We start from the raw sequence: 18,723 nt of genomic DNA on the forward strand, positions 1-18,723 counted from the left end.
TCGTTCCTGATCCCCGGCAGAAAGAGAGCGTGCAGACGATGACGGTCACCGAGCCCCGTCCCATCACGACCGACCAGCCGACGAGCGCCGATATCGAGGCGGCCCTGGCGATCGGCCTCAACGGCGATGACGTCATCTCCAAGGTGCCGTTCCCGATGCGGGACTGGAGCCACGTCCCGGCCGAGCGGTACTACTCGCGCGAGTTCTACGACCTGGAGAAGGAGAAGCTCTGGCCGCACGTGTGGCAGATGGCCGCGCGAGAGCAGGAGATCCCCGAGGCCGGTGACTTCGTCGAGTACGAGATCGTCGGGCAGTCGCTGCTGATCGTGCGCCAGGTCGACGGCTCCATCAAGGCGCTGCACAACGCCTGCCGGCACCGCGCGACCGAGCTCGGCAAGGGCTGCGGGCGCTTCCCGGGCAACCAGATCGTGTGCCCCTTCCACGGCTGGCGCTGGAAGACCGACGGCCAGATCTCGCACGTCTTCGGGCGCGAGGGCTTCGACGAGACGACGATCCGCCCCGAGGAGATCGCGCTGCGCGAGGCGCAGTGCGACACGTGGGGAGGGCACATCTGGGTCAACCTCGACCTCGACGCGCCGCCGCTGATGGAGGCGCTCTTCCCGGCCGCCCACGTGCTGACCCGCAACGGCGTGGAGAACATGCGCGCCAAGTGGTGGAAGGAGGTCATTCTCAACTGCAACTGGAAGCTCGCCCAGGAGGCGTTCTTCGAGGGCTGGCACGTCAAGCAGACCCACCCGCAGCTCTACACCTTCAACGGCGACGCGGACAGCGAGACCAACTTCCAGAACGTCGACTACACGCCGTTCCGCAACGGGCACGGCCGCTTCCAGAGCGGCGACGCCAAGAGCAGCTACGGCGGCAAGCCCGACTTCCTCGAGGCCGGCCGGCTCCTCCAGGAGGGCCAGGACGCGATGACGCTCGAGCGCGACATCCACGTCTTCGAAGGCGTCGCCGGTGGGATGGACACGACGTCGCCGGAGTACGCGATGAAGGCGATCGGAGCCCTCATGGAGTACTGGAAGACCGCGAACATCCCGGGGCCGGTGCCGACGCCCGAGGTGCTGAAGATGTGGGGCGGCGACATCCACCTCTTCCCGAACTACCTGATGCTGCCGATGTACGCCAACTCCCTCGCCTACCGCGTGCGCCCCTACAACGACGACCCCGAGTGGTGCCGCTTCGAGGTCTGGTCGCTGACCACCTACCCCGAGGGCCATGAGCCGGGCCGGCTCGAGCTGTCGGGTCGCTACGACAAGGACGACGCCGACCACTGGGGCCTCATCCCGCGCCAGGACTTCGCCAACCTCGAGCGGATGCAGCGCGGCATCAAGAACCAGAGCCTGCCGCACATCACGCTCTCCACGCAGTGGGAGGTCACCATCGCGAACATGCACCAGGAGCTCGACCGTCGCCTGGCTGCGGAGTACTGAGCGCGCATGCCCTGGGTCACGATCCAGCCGGCCGGCATCCAGCTCGAGGTCGGCGCGGGGGAGTCCGTCGCGGAGGCCGCCTGGCGGCAGGGGTACGTGTGGCCGACCCAGTGCTGGGGTCAGGCCGACTGCATGACGTGCTTCACCAAGATCCTCGACGGCGAGCTCAGCGCGCTGCCGGCTGAGGAGCTCGAGCTCGACGCCAAGCGGTTCAAGATGGCCGACCGGTTCAAGTCCAGCCCGCTGGTCCGGCTCGGCTGCCAGCTGCGCTGCACCCGCGACGGGCTGGTGCTGGAGAAGCACGGCTTCCGGGCCGCGGAGCCCGAGGACAACAACATGCTCGACGCCGGCGACCAGCTGGCCGCCGGGTCCACCCGATCAGGAAGTGCTTGAGATGACGACCACCGAGGCCGCACCGGCGGCCACCGACCTCGACAGGGCGCAGCTGGCCACGCTGTACGCGACGATGTGCACTGCCGCCGCCCTCGACACCCGCATCCTCAACGGCATCAAGCGCGGCGAGTTCGCCACCGTGATCTGGCCCTCGCGCGGCCAGGAGGCCATCCCCGCGGCGCTCGGGCTCGCGCTGCGCCAGGATGACCGCCTGGTCACCACGTACCGCGGCCTGCACGACCACGTGGCCAAGGGCGTCCCGATCGCGGAGATCGTCGGCGAGGTGCTCGGCACCGCCGCCGGAGCCTCCCGCGGCAAGGGCGGCACGATGCACATCTCCGACCCCGAGCACGGCGTGATGATGACGACCGGCATCGTCGGCTCCGGCGTGCCGGTCGGCGTCGGGCTCGCGCTGGCGGCCAAGAAGCAAGGCGTCGACCGGGTCACCGTGGTGACCTTCGGCGACGGCGCGACCAACACCGGCTCCTTCCACGAGGGCGTCAACCTGGCCGCGACCTGGGACCTGCCGATCGTCTTCGTCTGCCAGAACAACCTTTACGCCGAGATGACGCCGGTCGAGGAGACGATGGCGATCACCCACGTGGCCGACCGGGCCCGCGGCGTCGGCATGCTCGGCGTGACGGTCGACGGCAACGACCCGGTGGCGACCTACCGGGTGATCCGGGAGGCCGTCGACCGCGCCCGCCGGGGCGAGGGCCCGACGCTGGTCGAGGCGGTCACCTTCCGCTTCGAGGGTCACTACGCCGGCGACACCAGCCACTACATCCCCTCCGAGCAGATGGAGGAGATGCGCGAGCGCGACCCGATGGTCACCTTCCCGCGGCGCCTGCTCGACCTCGGCTTCAGCCAGACCGAGCTCGACGAGATCCAGGCCGCCGCCCGCGACCGGGTCGAGGCCGGCATCAAGGAGGCCGTCGCGGCCGCACCTCCGTCCCCGGAGGAGATCAGCACTGACGTCTACGCCGATGGATTGGTGGTGTCCCATGTCTGAGCGGGTCGTGAGCATCCGTGAGGCGATCAACGAGGCCCTCGACGAGGCCCTGCGCACCGACGACCGGGTCTTCCTGCTCGGCGAGGACCTCGCCGACCCGGCGGCCGGGGTCAACGCCGTCACCCGCGGCCTGGCCACGGCGTACGGCACCGATCGGGTGATGAACACCCCGATCTCGGAGGCCGCCATCATCGGAGCGGCCGTCGGCGCGAGCATGGAGGGCTTCCTGCCCGTCGCCGAGATCATGATCATGGACTTCATCGGCATCGCGATGGACCAGATCGTGAACCACGCGGCCAAGCTGCGCTACATGTCGGGCGGACGGACGACCTGCCCCATCACCGTACGCACGGCCGTCTTCTCCGGGACCGGCTCCGGCGGCACGCACTCGCAGTCGCTCGAGGCGTGGTTCATGCACGTGCCCGGCCTCAAGGTCGTCTACCCGAGCTCGCCCGCGGACGCGAAGGGCCTGCTGCTCTCCGCGATCTTCGATCCCGACCCGGTCCTCGTCATCGAGGCCTCGCTGCTCTACGGCGTCAAGGGGCCCGTCCCCGAGGGCGACGGCCACCGCGTCCCGATCGGCAAGGCCGACGTGAAGCGGGCGGGCGGCGACCTGACGATCATCACGTACGGCCTCGCCACCGCTCGTGCGCTCGCCGCCGCCGACATCCTCGCCGAGGAGGGCATCGAGGCCGAGGTCGTCGACCTGCGCACGCTGCTGCCGCTCGACATGGACACCGTGCTGGCCTCGGTCGCGAAGACCCGGCGCGCCGTGGTCGCGCACTGTGCCACCACGGTCGCCGGTCCCGGCGCCGAGGTGGCCGCCCAGATCTCGGAACGGCTCTTCAACGAGCTGGTCGAGCCCGTCCAGCGGGTCGGCGCGAAGTTCACCCCCATCCCCGCGCGGGCCTCCGAGGGCCTGGTCACCCTGACCGTCGACGACATCGTCGCGGCCGCGCGCAAGACGAGAGGAGCGGTGCGTGTCTGACCACGTGCCCGTCAACATCCCCAAGGTCTCGATGGCGGCCGAGGACGCCATCTTCGTCGAGTGGCTGGTGCCGGACGGCACCAGCGTCACCGAGGGTGACCCCATCTACTCCGTGTCCACCGACAAGATCGAGATCGAGGTCGAGGCGGTCGCGTCGGGGGTGCTGCGTCACGGCCAAGCCGTGCAGGAGGAGACCTATCCCGTCGGCACCCAGGTCGGGCTCATCGAGGCGTCGGCCTAGGCCTCGGCCGGGGGCGGGTTGCTAGGTTGACGCGGTGACCACGACTGTGAAGGCCTGGGGCGCGACCTCGGCCACCTCGCCGCTCGCCCCGATGAGCATCGACCGGCGCGACGTCGGTCCGCACGACGTGCGGATCGACATCGCGTACGCCGGCATCTGCCACTCCGACATCCACACCGTCCGCGGCGAGTGGGGCCCGGCGAAGTACCCGCTCGTGGTCGGCCACGAGATCGCCGGCACGGTCAGCGAGGTCGGCTCCGAGGTGACCAAGCACCGGGTCGGCGACCGCGTCGGCGTGGGCTGCATGGTCGACTCCTGCGGCGAGTGCGACCGCTGCCAGCGGGGCCTGGAGCAGTACTGCGCGAAGGGCAACGTCGGCACCTACAACGCGATCGACCGCGACGGCTCGATCACCCAGGGCGGCTACTCCCAGCAGGTCGTGGTGGTGGAGGACTTCGTGCTGCGGATCCCCGACGCGCTGCCGCTGGATGCCGCCGCCCCGCTGCTGTGCGCCGGCATCACCACGTACTCGCCCCTGCGGCGGTTCAACGCCGGGCCCGGCAAGAAGGTCGCCGTCGTGGGCCTGGGCGGCCTGGGCCACCTGGGCGTCAAGCTCGGCGCCGCGATGGGTGCAGAGGTCACGGTGATCTCGCAGTCGCTGCGCAAGCAGGAGGACGGGCTCGCGTTCGGCGCGAAGGACTACTTCGCGAGCAGCGAGCCGGCGACGTTCAAGGAGCTGCGCAACCGCTTCGACATGATCCTCAACACCGTCAGCGCGCACACCGACCTCGACGCCTACCTGCGCCTGCTGGCGTTCGACGGCGCGTACGTCGACGTGGGCCTGCCGCCCGAGCCGCTCAACCTCAGCCTGTTCTCGCTGCTGAGCAACCGGCGCACGATGAGCGGTTCGGCGATCGGCGGCATCCCCGAGACCCAGGAGATGCTCGACTTCTGTGCCGAGCACGGGGTGCTGCCCGAGATCGAGGTGATCTCGATCGAGCAGGTCAACGAGGCGTACGAGCGCGTGGTCGCCTCGGACGTGCGCTACCGGTTCGTGATCGACACCGCGACGCTCTGACGGGCGCGCTCGTCGGCGGCGCGACGGCTGGCTGGCAGCGGCCGGGAGCGGATGACGCGATCCCGGCCCTGCCGCTTGGCCTCGTACATCGCGAGGTCGGCTCGGTGCAGCAGCTCGCCGGTGCTCTCGCCTGCGAGGATCACGGCGACGCCGGCCGAGACCGTGACCTGATCGGGGCAGGCGAGCCGCATCCGCTCCAGCAGCCGGTCGACCGCCGACGGCTTGAGGCTCTGCGTCATCAGGGTGAACTCGTCGCCGCCACGGCGGGAGAGCACCGCCCCGGGCGGCATCAGCGGCTGCCAGGCCGCGGCGCACGCCACGAGGAGCTGGTCGCCCACGTTGTGGCCCATCACGTCGTTGACCTGCTTGAAGCCGTCGAGGTCGAGCAGGGCGACACTCAGCCGAGCGGTATCGCCTGTCGCCGCCGCCTCGAAGCGCCGCTCGAAGCCGCGCCGGTTGGCCAGCCCGGTGAGGGGATCGGTCTCGGCGTTGTCCCCGAGTCGCGCGGCCCAGGTCATCAGGATGCCCAGCGAGACCCAGCTGCCGAGCAGGAGCGCCAGGTCGCCGTCGGGCACGCCCTGGCGGTGCAGCACCACAGCGGTGGAGGTCAGGATGACCGCGGCGTTGGCGACGACCTGCCGTACCGGGAACTTGAACGACGAGTTGATCAGCGCGGTCATGATCGGCAGCGTCAGCGGCAGGCTGTTCTCGCCGCGATCGGCGACCACCACGAACGTCAGGCCTCCGATGAGCGCGACGATCGGGCTGATGCTCTCCACGACGCGGGGAAGACGCCGGCGTGCGACCAGCATCCGCCACCCGACCGCGAGCGGGAGGGCGACCCAGACGAACTGGAGCCACCACGGCTCGCCGAGGCCGCTGAAGGCGAGGAAGGAGGCCGCGTACATCGCGGCGACGACGAGGTAGAGGACTCCCGTGATCGCCACCGTCGCATCGCGCGTCGCACCGGCCGGCGGCTCGCGCCACCAGCGTCGAAACTCCTCCACGCCCCTCTTGATCGGCAGGGTGCATCGCCGCCTGACCGGGACCTGCGCGCCGTGCGCCGACCCGCTCGGCGCGTAGGCTGCACCCTGCCGACGACAGTGGGCCGACGACAGAGGAGTGCAGCATGGTGGCGAGCCGGTCAGCGCGGGAGCGCAAGGCCGCGGCGGAGGCGGGCCCCCTCGCCTCGGTGAAGATCGAGCTCGGGTCCGACGACCAGTTCGTCTACAAGATCAGCTGCGGCGAGTGCACCGTTCCCGGCAACAAGCCGGGGCGGCCCGACCGGGCCTGGTCGGTCTACCGGCCGGGACAGGACAACGGCTACATGGCCGCGATGGACCGCTGGATCTTCCACCTGCGCGAGAAGCACCCGGATGCCGAGGCGCCCTGCCTCGCCTACGCCCAGGCCGCCGAGGAGCGCCTGCACGAGGCCCGACTGCGGCGTACGACCGACGGCTGACGCTCCGTCGCCGGGGCGCGGCCGTTATCGCAGGCAGGGTTCGGGTTACCGATCAGAGACATGGACCCACGTGCGACGACGATGACCGCGCTGCGAGCTGCGCTCGAGCGGGAGCTGCCCACGGCGATCGAGCTGCGCCGACGGCTTCACGCCGAGCCCGAGCTCTCGGGCGACGAGGAGCGCACCGCCGCCCGGGTGACCGAGTCGATCCTGATCGGGGCAGGCTCGGAGATCACCACCGAGGTGGTGGCCGACACGGGCCGGCTCATCCGGATCGGGCCGTCCGACGGCCCCTGCATCGCGGTCCGTGCCGAGCTGGACGCGCTGCCCCTGATCGAGCACACGGGTTCGCACGACGCCTCCGGCAACGGTGCCATGCACGCCTGCGGACACGACGTGCACCTCGCTGGTGTCACGGCATTGGCACGTGCCGCCCAGCGGGTCGAGCCGCCGGTGCCCCTGCTGGTGATCCTCCAGCCGCGCGAGGAGCGGCCACCGTCGGGTGCGCGCGAGATCGTGGCGGCCAAGGTGCTCCAGGAGCACGACGTACGAGCCGTGATCGGCGCCCACGTGCAGCCGGTGCTGGCCCGCGGCGTGGTGGCGGCCACCGAGGGCGCCGTCAACGCCAGCACCGACGAGCTCGACATCCACATCACCGGGCGCGGTGGGCACGCGGGCTATCCCCACCTCACCCGCGACCCCGTCCTGGCGCTCGCACAGGTGGTCGTCGCGCTCCAGCAGGTGGTGAGCCGCCGGGTCGATCCGCTCGCCCCGGCCGTGCTGAGCATCGGCTCGCTGACGGCCGGGTCGGCGGCCAACGTCATCCCCGACGAGGCCCACGCCCGCGGCACCCTGCGGCTGCTGGAGAGCGCGGAGCGGCCGGCCGTGCACCAGGAGATCCGGACGATCGTGCGCAGCGTCGCCGAGGCCTTCGGCTGTCGCGGCGAGGTGCAGATCCAGGACGGGGAGCCGGCCCTGGTCAACGACCCGGTCCTCACCGCTGCCGCTCATCCCTGGCTCACCGATCTGGGCTTCGAGCTCTCCGCGCCGCTGCGCTCGTGCGGTGCCGACGACTTCTCCCACTATGGCGACGTCGCCCGGATCCTGATGATGTTCGTCGGGGTGGATCCGCACCCCGGGCTGCCCCCTGCGGGTCTCCACCACCCGACGTTCCGTCCACCCGACGAGGCCGTCCGCGACCTCGCCGTGGCCCTGCTCGCCGGATACGCGGCCGGATCCGATGCTTCGATCGTGGGCCGAGGGGGCACTGACGCCCCATGAGTTGCCCGAAGAGTCGCACTGTAGGGGTTGAGGAGGAGTTCCTGCTCGTCCAGCACCGGTCGCCGTTCCTCGCGGCCGAGGGGGAGCGGGTGATCGCGAGGGCCGAGGCGATCGCGGCACCCGAGGAGGAGGGGAACTTCGACAAGGAGTTCATGGAGCAGCAGGCCGAGCTCGGGACGGCGCCGCATGCGCGCATCGAGGACCTGCTCGCCGATCTCCGCGCGCGGCGCGCGGCGCTGGCGGCCGCGGCCCGGCACCGCGGCGTACGGCTGATCCCGTCCGCGACGAGCCCGCTGGACGAGGACGTCACCACCACCGCCGACGAGCGGTACCAGCAGATGACCCGCGTCTTCGGGAGGGTCGCGTCGGCCCAGCTCGCATGCGGCATGCACGTGCACGTCTCGATCGAGTCACCCGAGGAGGGCGTCGCCGTCCTCGACCGGATCCGTGGCTGGCTGCCGCTGCTGCGCGCTCTCAGCGCCAACTCGCCGTTCCTCGCCGGCGAGGACACCGAGTACGCCAGCTACCGCACGGTGCTGTGGGGGCAGTGGCCCACCGCGGGTGTGCCCGACGTCTTCGGCAGCGTCGAGGAGTACGAGCGGGTGCGTGCCGGGCTGGTCGCCAGCGGCGCGGCGATCGACGAGGCGATGATCTGCTACGACGCGCGGCTCTCGGCGCGCTACCCGACCGTCGAGATCCGGGTCTGCGATGTCTGCGCCGCCGCCGAGGACGCGGCCACCATCGCGGCGCTGGTCCGCGCCCTGGTCTCCACCGCCGCCGACGAGGCCGACCGTGGCATCGCACCGGCGCCGATCCGCGGCGACCTGCTCCGCGCGGCCACCTGGCGCGCCGCCCGCTACGGCATGGAGGACCGGCTCGTCGATCCGATCACCGGCGAGCTCATCGGGGCGTGGGAGTACGTCGAAGACCTGCTCGCACGAGTCGAGCCGGCGCTCAAGGAGACCGGCGACGCCGCGCTGGTGCGCGACGGGCTGGCCCGGATCCGCGAGCGCGGCACCGGTGCTCGGCTGCAGCGCGACGCGCACCGTACGGGCGGCTTCGGGGCCGTCGTCGACGCCCTGGCCGAGCACACCTGACGCAGCTTCTCTACGATCCGGGGCATGACCACCCCGTACACGATCCGCCTCGCCACCGCCGACGACGTGGCGGGCGTACGCGAGATCCGCAATGCCGCGATCCGCGACACGACGGCGCTGTGGACCGGCGTCGAGCTCACCGCCGAGGCGGCCGAGGAGTGGGTCGGCGAGCACCTCGAGCGCGACGCGATGCTGGTGGCCGAGATCGACGGTGTCGTGGTCGGGTACGCCGGCTACGGCCCGTGGCGGTCCAAGGAGGGCTACCGCTACACGGTCGACGACTCGATCTACCTCTCGGATGCCGCGCAGGGCCGGGGCATCGGACGGGCGCTGCTCGAGCGCCTCATCGCGATCGCCCGGCAGGCCGGCATGCGGGTGATGATCGCCGACATCGAGGCGGACAACGCCGCCTCGATCGCGCTGCACCACAAGCTCGGCTTCGAGACGATCGGCACGATCCGCGAGGTCGGCACCAAGTTCGACCGGTGGCTCGACCTCACCATCCTGAGCCTCGACCTGACCCGCTGATCCCCGAGGTCGACCCCGTAGGTCGAGCCTGTCGAGACCCCCGGGCAGCAGCTCACCCGTCGGCGGGCAGCGGGTGCTTCGGCAATTTCTTGACCCGCGGGCGGCGCTTCGGCCGGTCCGGGATCATCGTGCGCATCTCCTCGAGCTTGCCCCAGCACAGCAGCCGGTCCTCGGCCTCGAGGACGTGATGGACGTTGGGGTTCGGGATGACCAGGGAACCCCGGTGCAGGGTCAGCACGGTGATGTCGCGCTCGCGTAGGCCGGAGTCTCCGAGCGTCACGCCGACCAGGTCGGCGTCGCCGTGCACGACCAGCTCCGCGACGCCGTACCCGGTCGAGACCGCGAGCCGCTCGCGCACGTCGATCTGCGGGAACGCCACCTGGTTGTCGATGTAGTCGATGATCGCGCCGGCCACGTCGAGCTTGGTGGCCTCCTCGATGCCCTGCAGGCCGGGGGAGGAGTTGACCTCCATCACCAGCGGGCCCTCGTCGCTCTCCAGCATGTCGACGCCGGCGACCTTGAGCCCCATGATCTGGGCGGCGCGCACCGCTACCCGCTCGTACTCCGGGTCGAGCTCGACGCGCTCGACGGTGCCGCCGCGGTGGACGTTGGAGCGGAAGTCCTCGCCCTGGGCCGTACGGCGCATCGCTGCGATCACCCGGTCGCCCACGACGAGCGCTCGGATGTCGCGGCCCTTCGACTCCTTGATGAACTTCTGGATCAGCACGTTGTGCCGGGTCGAGTGCAGGGTCTCGATGATCGCTTCGGCGACCTTGATGTCGGGCGCCAGGATCACGCCGATGCCCTGGGTGCCCTCGAGCAGCTTGATGATGACCGGCGCGCCGCCGACCCGCTTGATGGCGGGCACCACGTCGGCGCGGTTGCGCACGAACGCGGTCGGCGGCATCGCGATGCCGTGCCGCGACAGGATCTGGTTGGCGCGCAGCTTGTCGCGTGAGTTGGTGATGCCGCTGGCGGTATTGGGCGTGTAGACGTCCATCTGCTCGAACTGCCGCACCACGGCGGTGCCGTAGTAGGTGATCGAGGCACCGATGCGGGGCAGCGCCGCGTCGTACTCGGAGAGCTGCTTGCCCCGGAAGTGCAGATCGGGGTCCTCGCCGGAGAGGTCGATCGCGAAGCGCAGGGTGTTGAGCACCTTGACCTTGTGCCCCCGGTCGAGGGCAGCCTGGCGAAGGCGCTGCGTGCTGTAACTGCGCGGCGCTCGGGACAAGATGGCGATCTTCACGAGGGAATCCTGCTTGGATAGGCGACGTGTCGAAGAACGATCCCACCCGCACCGTCGGCTGGCGCGAATGGGTCGGGTTGCCGGGTGTCGAGGTCGAATGGCTCAAGGCCAAGGTAGACACCGGCGCCCAGACGTCATCGTTGCATGCCTTCGGACTCGAGCGGTTCGAACGCGAGGGTGCGGCGTGGGTGCGCTTCGAGATCCACCCCTGGCAGCGCTCGACGGCCGACCCCGTGCGGGTCGAGCTGCCGGTCCACGACATCCGCCACGTCCGGTCGTCGTCGGGGCACGTGGAGGAGCGGTACGTCGTCACGCTGGACGTGCGGCTGTGCGGCCGCGTCGTCCCCGCCGAGGTCACCCTGACCCGCCGTGACGCGATGGGCTTCCGGATGCTGGTCGGTCGCGAGCTCCTCAAGCGAGGCTTCCTGGTCGACTCGTCCGCCTCCTACCTCGGCGGCAAGCCGCCACGCGACATACGCCGCGCCAACCGTCGCGAGGACTGACTCGGCCCTCCCACACCGCCGACTCGGCCCTCCCACACGACCGACGCGGCCCTCCGACACGTTGTCTTCGGACGGGACCACACGCATGGTGGCCCGACGGAACGGTGCTCTCAGCGCGGTCTGTGCCAAGACAGGTAGGTGGTACCCGCTGTACCACGCTTCTCTCGTTCGTCTTCGTGATCGCCAGCAGGCCCTACAGACGCCACCCGCCCACCGGCAGCTGCCGGTGGGCGGGTGGCGTACCGGAGGCGACGGTTCCAGCCAGAGATTTCAAGGGAAGAGCGGCACAGCAGGTGCCACTCGAGTGTCTTGGCACAGCAGGTGCCGAGAGCACCGTTCCGTCGGGCCACTAGCCCCGTGGCACAGAGCAAGGACCAGAGAAGATATTCGAAAAGACGTCTCTGGACAGGTCCGATGAGGCCAAAACTGTCGGACCCTGTCCGTAGATTCGACCCATGACCACCGCACCGATCCAGGATCTCGACCGGGACACCCCGGCCGGACTCCTGGATGCGATGGGCGCGGCGCGCGAGGACGCCCGCCAGGCCGAGATCCGGCTCATGCGCCTCGCCTTGGAGTGGGCGGACCTGCACTCGACCGACTCGATCGATCGGGCGATGACGGTGCCGGGCACCGACCACGAGCTCGCGATCGCCGGTGAGGGGGCGCCGCTGGTGGCGGAGTTCGCGATCGCCGAGCTGGCCACCGCCCTGGGACGTTCCGCCGACTCGGCCCGCCTGTGGCTCGGCACCGTCCTGGAACTGCGCTACCGACTGCCACTCGTGTGGGCACGAATGGCGTCGGGGCCGTTGGAGCCGTACAAGGCCCGCCGCATCGCCGACCACACCCTCGCCCTGTCTCCGGACGCGGCAGCCTGGGTGGATGCCCAGGTGGCACCGGTCGCGCACAAGATCGGGATCGTGCGCCTCGAACGCATGGTCACCGAGGCGATCCGACGCTTCGACCCCGAAGAAGCAAAGGCCCAGGAGGCCGAAGCTGCCGAGCACCGCCACGTCACCATCCACGACCGCGACGTCACCGGCGGCTGCGCCGGGCTGAGCGCATCCCTGGATGTGGTGGATGCCCGCGACTTCGAGACCGCGATCGCCCGCGCCGCGCACGCCCTGCTCCTGGCCGGCTCGGAGGAGTCGTTGGATGTGCGGCGGGCGTTGGCGGTGGGAGAGATCGCACGCCGCGAGCTCGGACTCGACCTGACCACCGGAGAGATCACCACCGGCGGCAGCACTGCGACCCTGTACGTCCACCTGGACGCGGCCGAGCGGGAGGTGGCTCAGGTCGAGCACGGCTCCGGCGACTACATGGTCGGGATCGACCGCCTTTGCACCTGGCTCACCCGCCCCGGCACGACAGTGAGCATCCGGCCGGTCATCGACCTCAACACCGAGATCACCTCGAGCGGCTACCAGCCCTCCGTGACGCTGCGGGAGCAGATCGTGCTGCGCAACCAGGTCTGCGTGTTCCCGCACTGCACCCGCACCGCCCGGACCGCCGATCTGGACCACATCGACCCCTACGAACACGGCGGCACCACCACCTCGGCGAACCTGGCACCCCTGTGCCGACTCCACCATCGGGTCAAGACCCACACCGGCTGGAGCTACACCCAGCTGAGTCCCGGCGAGTTCCTCTGGACCAGCCCCCACCACCAGCACTTCCACGTCGACCCCACCGGGGCTACCGGGGTTTCGAGCCTCGCTGCGCTCGCACCTCAACCACCGGAGCTCGCACCTCAACCACCGGGCTAGGGCCCGCCCCACCACGACGGCGGCGTCGCCGCTGAAACCGCTCCTCCGAAGGCCGTACGCGTCGGTGTCGGTGTGGCTAGGGTGTCGCCGTGCGGCAGCGCGTACTCGAGACGGCACGCCGATGCGCGTCATCGGTCTGCCTCCCCGGGGCTACCCCGGGGGCCACCGGTACGTCCGGGCACGGCACCGCGCGCGAGCGGCTGCGCTTCGCTGCAGGACATCGCGCGCACGACGGGACAGGTCGAGCTGCGCTGCCGCACCCCAGCGCCCGGCGCCCTCACCGATGAGACCGGACCTTGCCCGCGCCCTGGCGGCGGCCTTCCTCGCCGGTGAGTGGACCGGTCCCGGCCTGGTCGAGAGCGGTACGGCCGTCCTGGGCCGCCGGCCCGGCTGGCTCACGCCGATCGCCCGCCAGACGCTGGAGATCTTCGTGCGAGCGCCTTTCGACCAGCCGCGTGCGCTCGCCGAGGTGATCGCCACCCTGCCTGCTGCCGAGAGGGCGAGCCGGGACCGACCCGTCGTACAGCCGCTCGGCGCCACCCGCATGGTGACCAACCGCTGGCACCTGCCGGTCCTCGACGACCTCGCCGCGCTCGCCGACCTCATGGATGTCACCGACGCCGAGCTCGACTGGTTCGCCGACCCGCGGCGCTTGGCCAGGACCGCCAGCGACGCACCACTCCAGCACTATCGCGTCAGCCACCGGGTTGCACCCAGCGGAGCGATCCGTGTGTTGGAGGCGCCGAAGCCGCGCCTGAAGAGCATCCAGCGTCTCCTCCTCGACGAGCTCCTCGCCCGGATCCCGCCGCACGGCGCCGCCCGCGGCTTCCGCCCCGGCGGCTCCGTCGCCTCCTACGCCGCACCGCACGCCGGGAGGCCCGTCGTCATCAGACTCGACCTGGAGGCGTTCTTCGCCAGCGTGACCGTCTCGCGCGTCTACGGGATCTGGCGCTCGGCGGGCTACCCCGAGCCGGTGGCCCACCGCCTTGCGGGGCTGAGCACCAGCGTGTTGCCGCTCGCGGCGTGGCGTGTCATCCCCAGGCCCGCGTCGGAGGGTCTCGCTGCGGCCCACTGGCGCCTGGGACGGCGGCTCGCGGCTCCGCACCTCCCGCAGGGTGCGCCCACCTCGCCGGCGCTGGCCAACCTCGCGGCGTTCCGGCTCGACGTACGGCTCGACGCGCTCGCCCGAGCCTGGGGAGGGCGGTACACCCGGTACGCCGACGACCTCGCCCTCTCCGGTGACGGCGGCTGGCGGATCGGGACCTCGCGACTGATTGACGCAGTCGAGGAGATCGTGCGCGACGAGGGCTTCCGGCTCAATCCCCGCAAGACCGGCGTCATGCCACGCGGCGGCCGCCAGACGCTCGGCGGCCTGGTCGTCAACGAGCGCCCGCACGTCGCGCGTCGCGAGATCGACCTACTGCGCGCCATCCTGCACAACTGCCGGATCCACGGACCGAGCACCCAGAACCGCGCAGGCGTGCCTGCGTTCGAGGAGCACCTGCGCGGCCGGATCGCCTGGGTCGCCCAGCACGACCCTGCTCGCGGCGCACGGCTGCGAGCCGAGTACGACGCCATCGACTGGACCCGCTGATCAGCGGCCGGGCTCAGGCGTTCTGCGGGAAGCCCAGGTTGATGCCGCCGTGGCTCGGGTCGAGCCAGCGGGTCGTCACGGCCTTCTCACGAGTGAAGAAGTCGACGCCCTGCACGCCGTAGGCCTTCGCGTCCCCGAACAGCGATGACTTCCAGCCGCCGAAGGAGTGGTACGCGACGGGCACCGGGATCGGCACGTTGATCCCGACCATCCCGACCTGCACCTCACGCTGGAACCGGCGGGCAGCTCCGCCGTCGTTGGTGAAGATCGCGGTGCCGTTCCCGAACTGCCCGGAGTTGATCAGCTCCAGGCCCTCCTCGTAGCCGCTGACCCGCACGATCGAGAGCACCGGGCCGAAGATCTCCTCGGTGTAGACCGTCGAGGTGGTCGGCACGCGGTCGATCAGCGTCGGGCCGACCCAGAACCCGTCGGGCTCGCCGTCGATCTCGACCCCGGCCTGTCCGACCCGGCCGTCCACGACGACCTCGGCGCCGTCGGCGCGGGCGACGTCGACGTACGAGGCGACCTTGTCGCGATGGGCTGCGGTGATGAGCGGCCCCATGTCGTTGCCGCGTCGCCCGTCGCCGGTCCTCAGGCCGGCCATCCGGGTGGTGACCTTCTCGATGATGGCGTCGGCGACGGTGTCGACGGCGAGGACGACCGAGACGGCCATGCAGCGCTCCCCGGCGGAGCCGAAGCCCGCATTGACGGCCGCGTCGGCGACCAGGTCGAGGTCGGCGTCGGGCAGCACCAGCATGTGGTTCTTCGCACCGCCGAGCGCCTGGACACGCTTGCCAGCGGCCGTGCCGGTCTCGTAGACGTACTTCGCGATCGGCGTCGAGCCGACGAAGGAGATCGAGGCGACGTCGGGGTGGACCAGGAGCGCGGCCACCGCCTCCTTGTCGCCGTGCACGACGTTGAAGACGCCCGCGGGCAGGCCCGCCTCGGCGAGGAGCGCGGCCATCCAGTTGGCCGCCGACGGGTCCTTCTCCGAGGGCTTGAGCACGACGGTGTTGCCGGCCGCGATCGCGATCGGGAAGAACCACATCGGGACCATCGCCGGGAAGTTGAACGGGCTGATGATCCCGACCACGCCCAGCGGCTGCTTGAGGCTGTGCACGTCGACCCCGGTCGAGACGTTCTCGGACATCGCGCCCTTGATCAGGTGCGGCATGGCGCACGCGAACTCCACGACCTCCAGCCCACGGGCGATCTCGCCGGCAGCGTCAGAGAGCACCTTGCCGTGCTCGGCGGTGAGGATCGCGGCCAGCTCGCCCTTGCGCGCGTTGAGCAGCTCGCGGAAGGCGAACATCACCTGCATCCGGCGTGCGAGCGAGGCCTCGCCCCACTCGGCGAAGGCCTTCTGGGCAGCACCCACGGCGGTGTCGACATCGGCGGCCGTGCCGAATCGGACGCGACGCTGCACGCTGCCGAGCGCGGGGTCGTAGACGTCGCCGAGGCGGCTGCCCGTGCCGGGCGTGGTGGTGCCGTCGATCCAGTGGTCGAGGATCGGGAGGTCGCTCATGAGGTCTTCCTTTCGGCGGGCGTGGTCACAGGGAGCCGAGGACGTCGTCGTAGATGGAGATCGCGGTCGCGACCTCCTCCGCGGTGACGACGCAGGGCGGTACGACGTGGATGCGGTTGTCCTGCACGAAAGGCAGGAGGTCGCGGGCCAGGAGGTCGCGCTTGATCTGCGCCATGGCGGCGGCGGGGAGGGGGGCACGGGTCCCGGCGTCGGCGACCAGCTCGACGGCCCAGAAGACGCCGGTGCCGCGCACCTCGCCGATGACGTCATGCTTGGCGGCGAGCGCCTCCAGCGCGGGGCCGATGTGGTCACGACCGATGGTGGCGGCGTTCTCCACGATGCCCTCCTCGCTCATCGCGTCGAGGGTCGCCACGATCGAGGCCATCGCCAGCGGGTGCCCCGAGTAGGTGAGACCGCCCGGGAAGACCCGATCCTCGAAGGTCGCCGCGATCGGGTCGCTGATCAGCACGCCGCCGGCCGGCACGTAGCCGGAGTTCACGCCCTTGGCGAAGCTGATCAGATCGGGGACCACCGCGCCGTCGATGTTGTAGGCGTCCAGCGCCAGCCAGTGTCCGGTCCGGCCGAATCCGGCCATCACCTCGTCGAGGATGAGCAGGATGTCGAACTCGTCGGCCAGCGCGCGGACCCCGGCGAGGTAGCCCCGCGGCGGCATCAGGACGCCGGCCGTGCCGGGGATCGTCTCGAGCAGGATCGCGGCGATCGTGCCCGGGCCCTCCGACTCGATCACCCGGCGCAGGTGGTGCAGGGCACGCTCGCCCTCCTGCTCGGGAGTGTCGGCCCAGAACTCCGAGCGGTAGGCGTACGGGCCGAAGAAGTGGGCGTGGCCCCGGGCGTACTCGTTGGGCACCCGGCGCCAGTCGCCGGTCGAGACGATCGCCGCCCCGGTGTTGCCGTGATAGGAGCGGTACGTCGAGAGCACCTTGTCGCGACCGGTGAACAGGCGCGCCATCCGGATGGCGTTCTCGTTCGCGTCGGCGCCGCCGTTGGTGAAGAAGACCGTGTTGAACGGCTCCGGTGCCCGGGCGGCGATCCGTGCCGCCGCCTCGCCGCGAGCGAGGTTGGCGGTGGCCGGGGCGATGGTGGTGAGGAGCTCGGCCTGCTCGCGGATCGCGGCGACGACCTTGGGGTGCTGATGGCCGATGTTGACGTTGACCAGCTGGCTGGAGAAGTCGAGGTAGGTGCGCCCGGCGTGATCCCACACCCGGCTGCCGCTGCCGCCGGCCACGACCAGCGGGTCCAGGGCACCCTGGGCGGACCAGGAGTGGAAGACGTGGGCGCGATCCAGCTCGCGGGCGCGGGCGTCGAGGTCGGTGCCGGCGCTGATGGTGCTCGTCATCGGGGGCCTGATTTCGGGGGTCTCGGAGAAGGAAGGTGCGCGCTTCTCAGTCAACGCTACGGATGGCTCACTCGCCACCCTCGGTCACTGCTTGGCCGTCGCCGGGCGGTTGACCAGGGGGATGACGTGCTCGCCGTACGCCGCGAGCGTCTCCTCCTTCGCGTCGTGCTGGAGATAGACGGCGAACTGGTCCACGCCGAGCTCGCGCAGGGCCTCGAGCTTGGCGACCTGCTCCTGCGGCGTGCCGATCAGGCAGAACCGGTCGACGATCTCGTCGGGCACGAAGCCGGCGTGCGTGTTCCCGGCCCGGCCGTGCTCGTTGTAGTCGTAGTCCTGGCGACCCTTGATGTAGTCGGTCAGTGCCTGCGGGACGGCCTCGGTGGTCGAGCCTCCGGTGGTCGAGCCTCCGGTGGTCGAGCCTCCGGTGGTCGAGCCTGTCGAGGCCCCGTACTTCGCCACGATGTCGGCGACGTGGTTGCCCACCATCCCGCCGAACCAGCGGCACTGCTCGCGGGCGTGCGCGAGGGCTGCGTCGGACCCGTCGGTGACGTATGCGGGAGCGGCCACGCAGAACGTCAGCGACTCCGGGTCACGGCCGGCCCCGGCGGCCGCCTTCCTGACCGCCGCGATCATCCACGCCGCGATGTCGAGATCGGCCAGTTGCAGGATGAAGCCGTCGCCCACCTCTCCGGCGGCCTTGAGCGCGAGCGGGCCGTACGCGGCGATCCAGACCTCGAGCCGGGACGAGGTCGCCCACGGGAACTGCAGGGTCGCGCCGTTGATCTCGACGCTGCGGCAGTTGCCCAGCTCGCGGATCACGTGGGTCGCCTCGCGCATCTCCTTGATCGTCGACGGCTTGCCGTTGAGGACCCGGACAGCGGAGTCGCCGCGGCCCATGCCGCAGATGGTCCGGTTGCCGTACATCTCGTTGAGGGTGGCGAAGACGCTCGCCGTGACCGTCCAGTCGCGGGTCGCCGGGTTGGTCACGAACGGCCCCACCGTGATCCGCTTCGTCTCGGCCAGGATCTGGCTGTAGATGACGTAGGGCTCCATCCACAGCAGGTGCGAGTCGAAGGTCCAGACGTGGCTGAACCCGTACTCCTCGGCGCGCTTGGCCAAGGAGACGGTCCGCCAGGCCGGCGGGTTGGTCTGCAGGACGACACCGAAGTCCATCTCTTGCCTTTCGTTGGTGGTTGAGGTG

18 protein-coding genes are annotated in these 18,723 nt (G+C 70.7%); 13 read left to right on the forward strand and 5 right to left on the reverse strand.

Translation table 11 applies throughout. The annotated features are described in order from the left end of the window. The first annotated feature begins 38 nt into the window (after positions 1 to 38). The 6 genes from ACZ5L9_RS12795 to ACZ5L9_RS12820 are packed head-to-tail and all read left to right on the forward strand — an operon-like array spanning position 39 to position 5,163. Entirely contained in the window at positions 39 to 1,451 is a 1,413-nt protein-coding gene (locus ACZ5L9_RS12795) for an aromatic ring-hydroxylating oxygenase subunit alpha (protein ID WP_464528271.1), read from the forward strand. 6 nt (positions 1,452 to 1,457) lie between these two features. Continuing rightward, positions 1,458 to 1,844, forward strand: a complete 387-nt coding sequence (locus ACZ5L9_RS12800; RefSeq protein WP_464528272.1) for a 2Fe-2S iron-sulfur cluster-binding protein — start codon at positions 1,458 to 1,460, stop codon at positions 1,842 to 1,844. 1 nt (position 1,845) lies between these two features. After that, the gene (locus ACZ5L9_RS12805) at positions 1,846 to 2,856 is read left to right on the forward strand and encodes a thiamine pyrophosphate-dependent dehydrogenase E1 component subunit alpha (protein ID WP_464528274.1); all 1,011 of its coding nucleotides are present in this window, start codon (positions 1,846 to 1,848) and stop codon (positions 2,854 to 2,856) included. Next, positions 2,849 to 3,844: an alpha-ketoacid dehydrogenase subunit beta gene (locus tag ACZ5L9_RS12810; protein ID WP_464528278.1), complete on the forward strand. Its 996-nt coding sequence runs from the start codon at positions 2,849 to 2,851 to the stop codon at positions 3,842 to 3,844. Before ACZ5L9_RS12805 ends, ACZ5L9_RS12810 begins: the two co-directional genes overlap by 8 nt. Continuing rightward, positions 3,837 to 4,085, forward strand: a complete 249-nt coding sequence (locus ACZ5L9_RS12815; protein ID WP_464528280.1) for a biotin/lipoyl-containing protein — start codon at positions 3,837 to 3,839, stop codon at positions 4,083 to 4,085. The genes ACZ5L9_RS12810 and ACZ5L9_RS12815 overlap by 8 nt, the downstream gene beginning before the upstream one ends. 34 nt (positions 4,086 to 4,119) lie before the next feature. Then, positions 4,120 to 5,163, forward strand: coding sequence for an NAD(P)-dependent alcohol dehydrogenase (locus tag ACZ5L9_RS12820; RefSeq protein ID WP_464528282.1), 1,044 nt, complete (start codon positions 4,120 to 4,122; stop codon positions 5,161 to 5,163). On the opposite strand, the gene ACZ5L9_RS12825 is transcribed toward ACZ5L9_RS12820, so the two are convergent. Then, positions 5,130 to 6,170, reverse strand: coding sequence for a diguanylate cyclase domain-containing protein (locus tag ACZ5L9_RS12825; protein ID WP_464528285.1), 1,041 nt, complete (start codon positions 6,168 to 6,170; stop codon positions 5,130 to 5,132). The two genes, ACZ5L9_RS12820 and ACZ5L9_RS12825, sit on opposite strands and share 34 nt — an antisense overlap. 122 nt (positions 6,171 to 6,292) lie before the next feature. Between ACZ5L9_RS12825 and ACZ5L9_RS12830 the strand changes: the two genes are divergently transcribed. Genes ACZ5L9_RS12830 through ACZ5L9_RS12845 form a run of 4 tightly spaced genes read left to right on the forward strand, consistent with a single transcriptional unit; the run spans position 6,293 to position 9,531 of the window. Next, positions 6,293 to 6,625, forward strand: coding sequence for a hypothetical protein (locus ACZ5L9_RS12830; protein WP_464528287.1), 333 nt, complete (start codon positions 6,293 to 6,295; stop codon positions 6,623 to 6,625). Between the two features lie 60 nt (positions 6,626 to 6,685). Continuing rightward, positions 6,686 to 7,906: a M20 metallopeptidase family protein gene (locus tag ACZ5L9_RS12835; protein WP_464528289.1), complete on the forward strand. Its 1,221-nt coding sequence runs from the start codon at positions 6,686 to 6,688 to the stop codon at positions 7,904 to 7,906. After that, on the forward strand, positions 7,903 to 9,003 hold the full coding sequence (locus ACZ5L9_RS12840; RefSeq protein ID WP_464528292.1) for a carboxylate-amine ligase: 1,101 nt from the start codon (positions 7,903 to 7,905) through the stop codon (positions 9,001 to 9,003). Before ACZ5L9_RS12835 ends, ACZ5L9_RS12840 begins: the two co-directional genes overlap by 4 nt. Before the next feature lie 24 nt (positions 9,004 to 9,027). After that, positions 9,028 to 9,531 (forward strand): N-acetyltransferase family protein, encoded by a 504-nt coding sequence (locus ACZ5L9_RS12845; protein ID WP_464528294.1) that lies wholly within the window; start codon positions 9,028 to 9,030, stop codon positions 9,529 to 9,531. Between the two features lie 52 nt (positions 9,532 to 9,583). On the opposite strand, the gene rimK is transcribed toward ACZ5L9_RS12845, so the two are convergent. Then, positions 9,584 to 10,777, reverse strand: coding sequence for a 30S ribosomal protein S6--L-glutamate ligase (rimK, locus tag ACZ5L9_RS12850; RefSeq protein ID WP_464528296.1), 1,194 nt, complete (start codon positions 10,775 to 10,777; stop codon positions 9,584 to 9,586). A 26-nt stretch (positions 10,778 to 10,803) separates the two neighbouring features. Between rimK and ACZ5L9_RS12855 the strand changes: the two genes are divergently transcribed. From ACZ5L9_RS12855 to ACZ5L9_RS12865, 3 genes are all read left to right on the forward strand, one after another. Further along, on the forward strand, positions 10,804 to 11,280 hold the full coding sequence (locus ACZ5L9_RS12855; RefSeq protein WP_464528299.1) for an ATP-dependent zinc protease family protein: 477 nt from the start codon (positions 10,804 to 10,806) through the stop codon (positions 11,278 to 11,280). A gap of 455 nt (positions 11,281 to 11,735) precedes the next feature. Continuing rightward, positions 11,736 to 13,046, forward strand: coding sequence for an HNH endonuclease signature motif containing protein (locus ACZ5L9_RS12860; protein ID WP_464528301.1), 1,311 nt, complete (start codon positions 11,736 to 11,738; stop codon positions 13,044 to 13,046). Between the two features lie 283 nt (positions 13,047 to 13,329). Then, complete coding sequence (locus ACZ5L9_RS12865) at positions 13,330 to 14,640, forward strand: reverse transcriptase family protein (protein ID WP_464528303.1); 1,311 nt, start codon at positions 13,330 to 13,332, stop codon at positions 14,638 to 14,640. A gap of 13 nt (positions 14,641 to 14,653) precedes the next feature. On the opposite strand, the gene ACZ5L9_RS12870 is transcribed toward ACZ5L9_RS12865, so the two are convergent. The 3 genes from ACZ5L9_RS12870 to ACZ5L9_RS12880 form a co-directional block, all read right to left on the reverse strand. Next, the gene (locus ACZ5L9_RS12870) at positions 14,654 to 16,165 is read right to left on the reverse strand and encodes a CoA-acylating methylmalonate-semialdehyde dehydrogenase (RefSeq protein ID WP_464528305.1); all 1,512 of its coding nucleotides are present in this window, start codon (positions 16,163 to 16,165) and stop codon (positions 14,654 to 14,656) included. A gap of 25 nt (positions 16,166 to 16,190) precedes the next feature. Beyond that, entirely contained in the window at positions 16,191 to 17,522 is a 1,332-nt protein-coding gene (locus ACZ5L9_RS12875; protein ID WP_464528308.1) for an aminotransferase class III-fold pyridoxal phosphate-dependent enzyme, read from the reverse strand. A gap of 84 nt (positions 17,523 to 17,606) precedes the next feature. After that, positions 17,607 to 18,695, reverse strand: a complete 1,089-nt coding sequence (locus tag ACZ5L9_RS12880) for a TIGR03842 family LLM class F420-dependent oxidoreductase (protein WP_464528310.1) — start codon at positions 18,693 to 18,695, stop codon at positions 17,607 to 17,609. Between the last annotated feature and the right edge of the window lie 28 nt (positions 18,696 to 18,723).

The sequence above is a fragment of the Nocardioides sp. JCM 18998 genome (assembly GCF_055391535.1).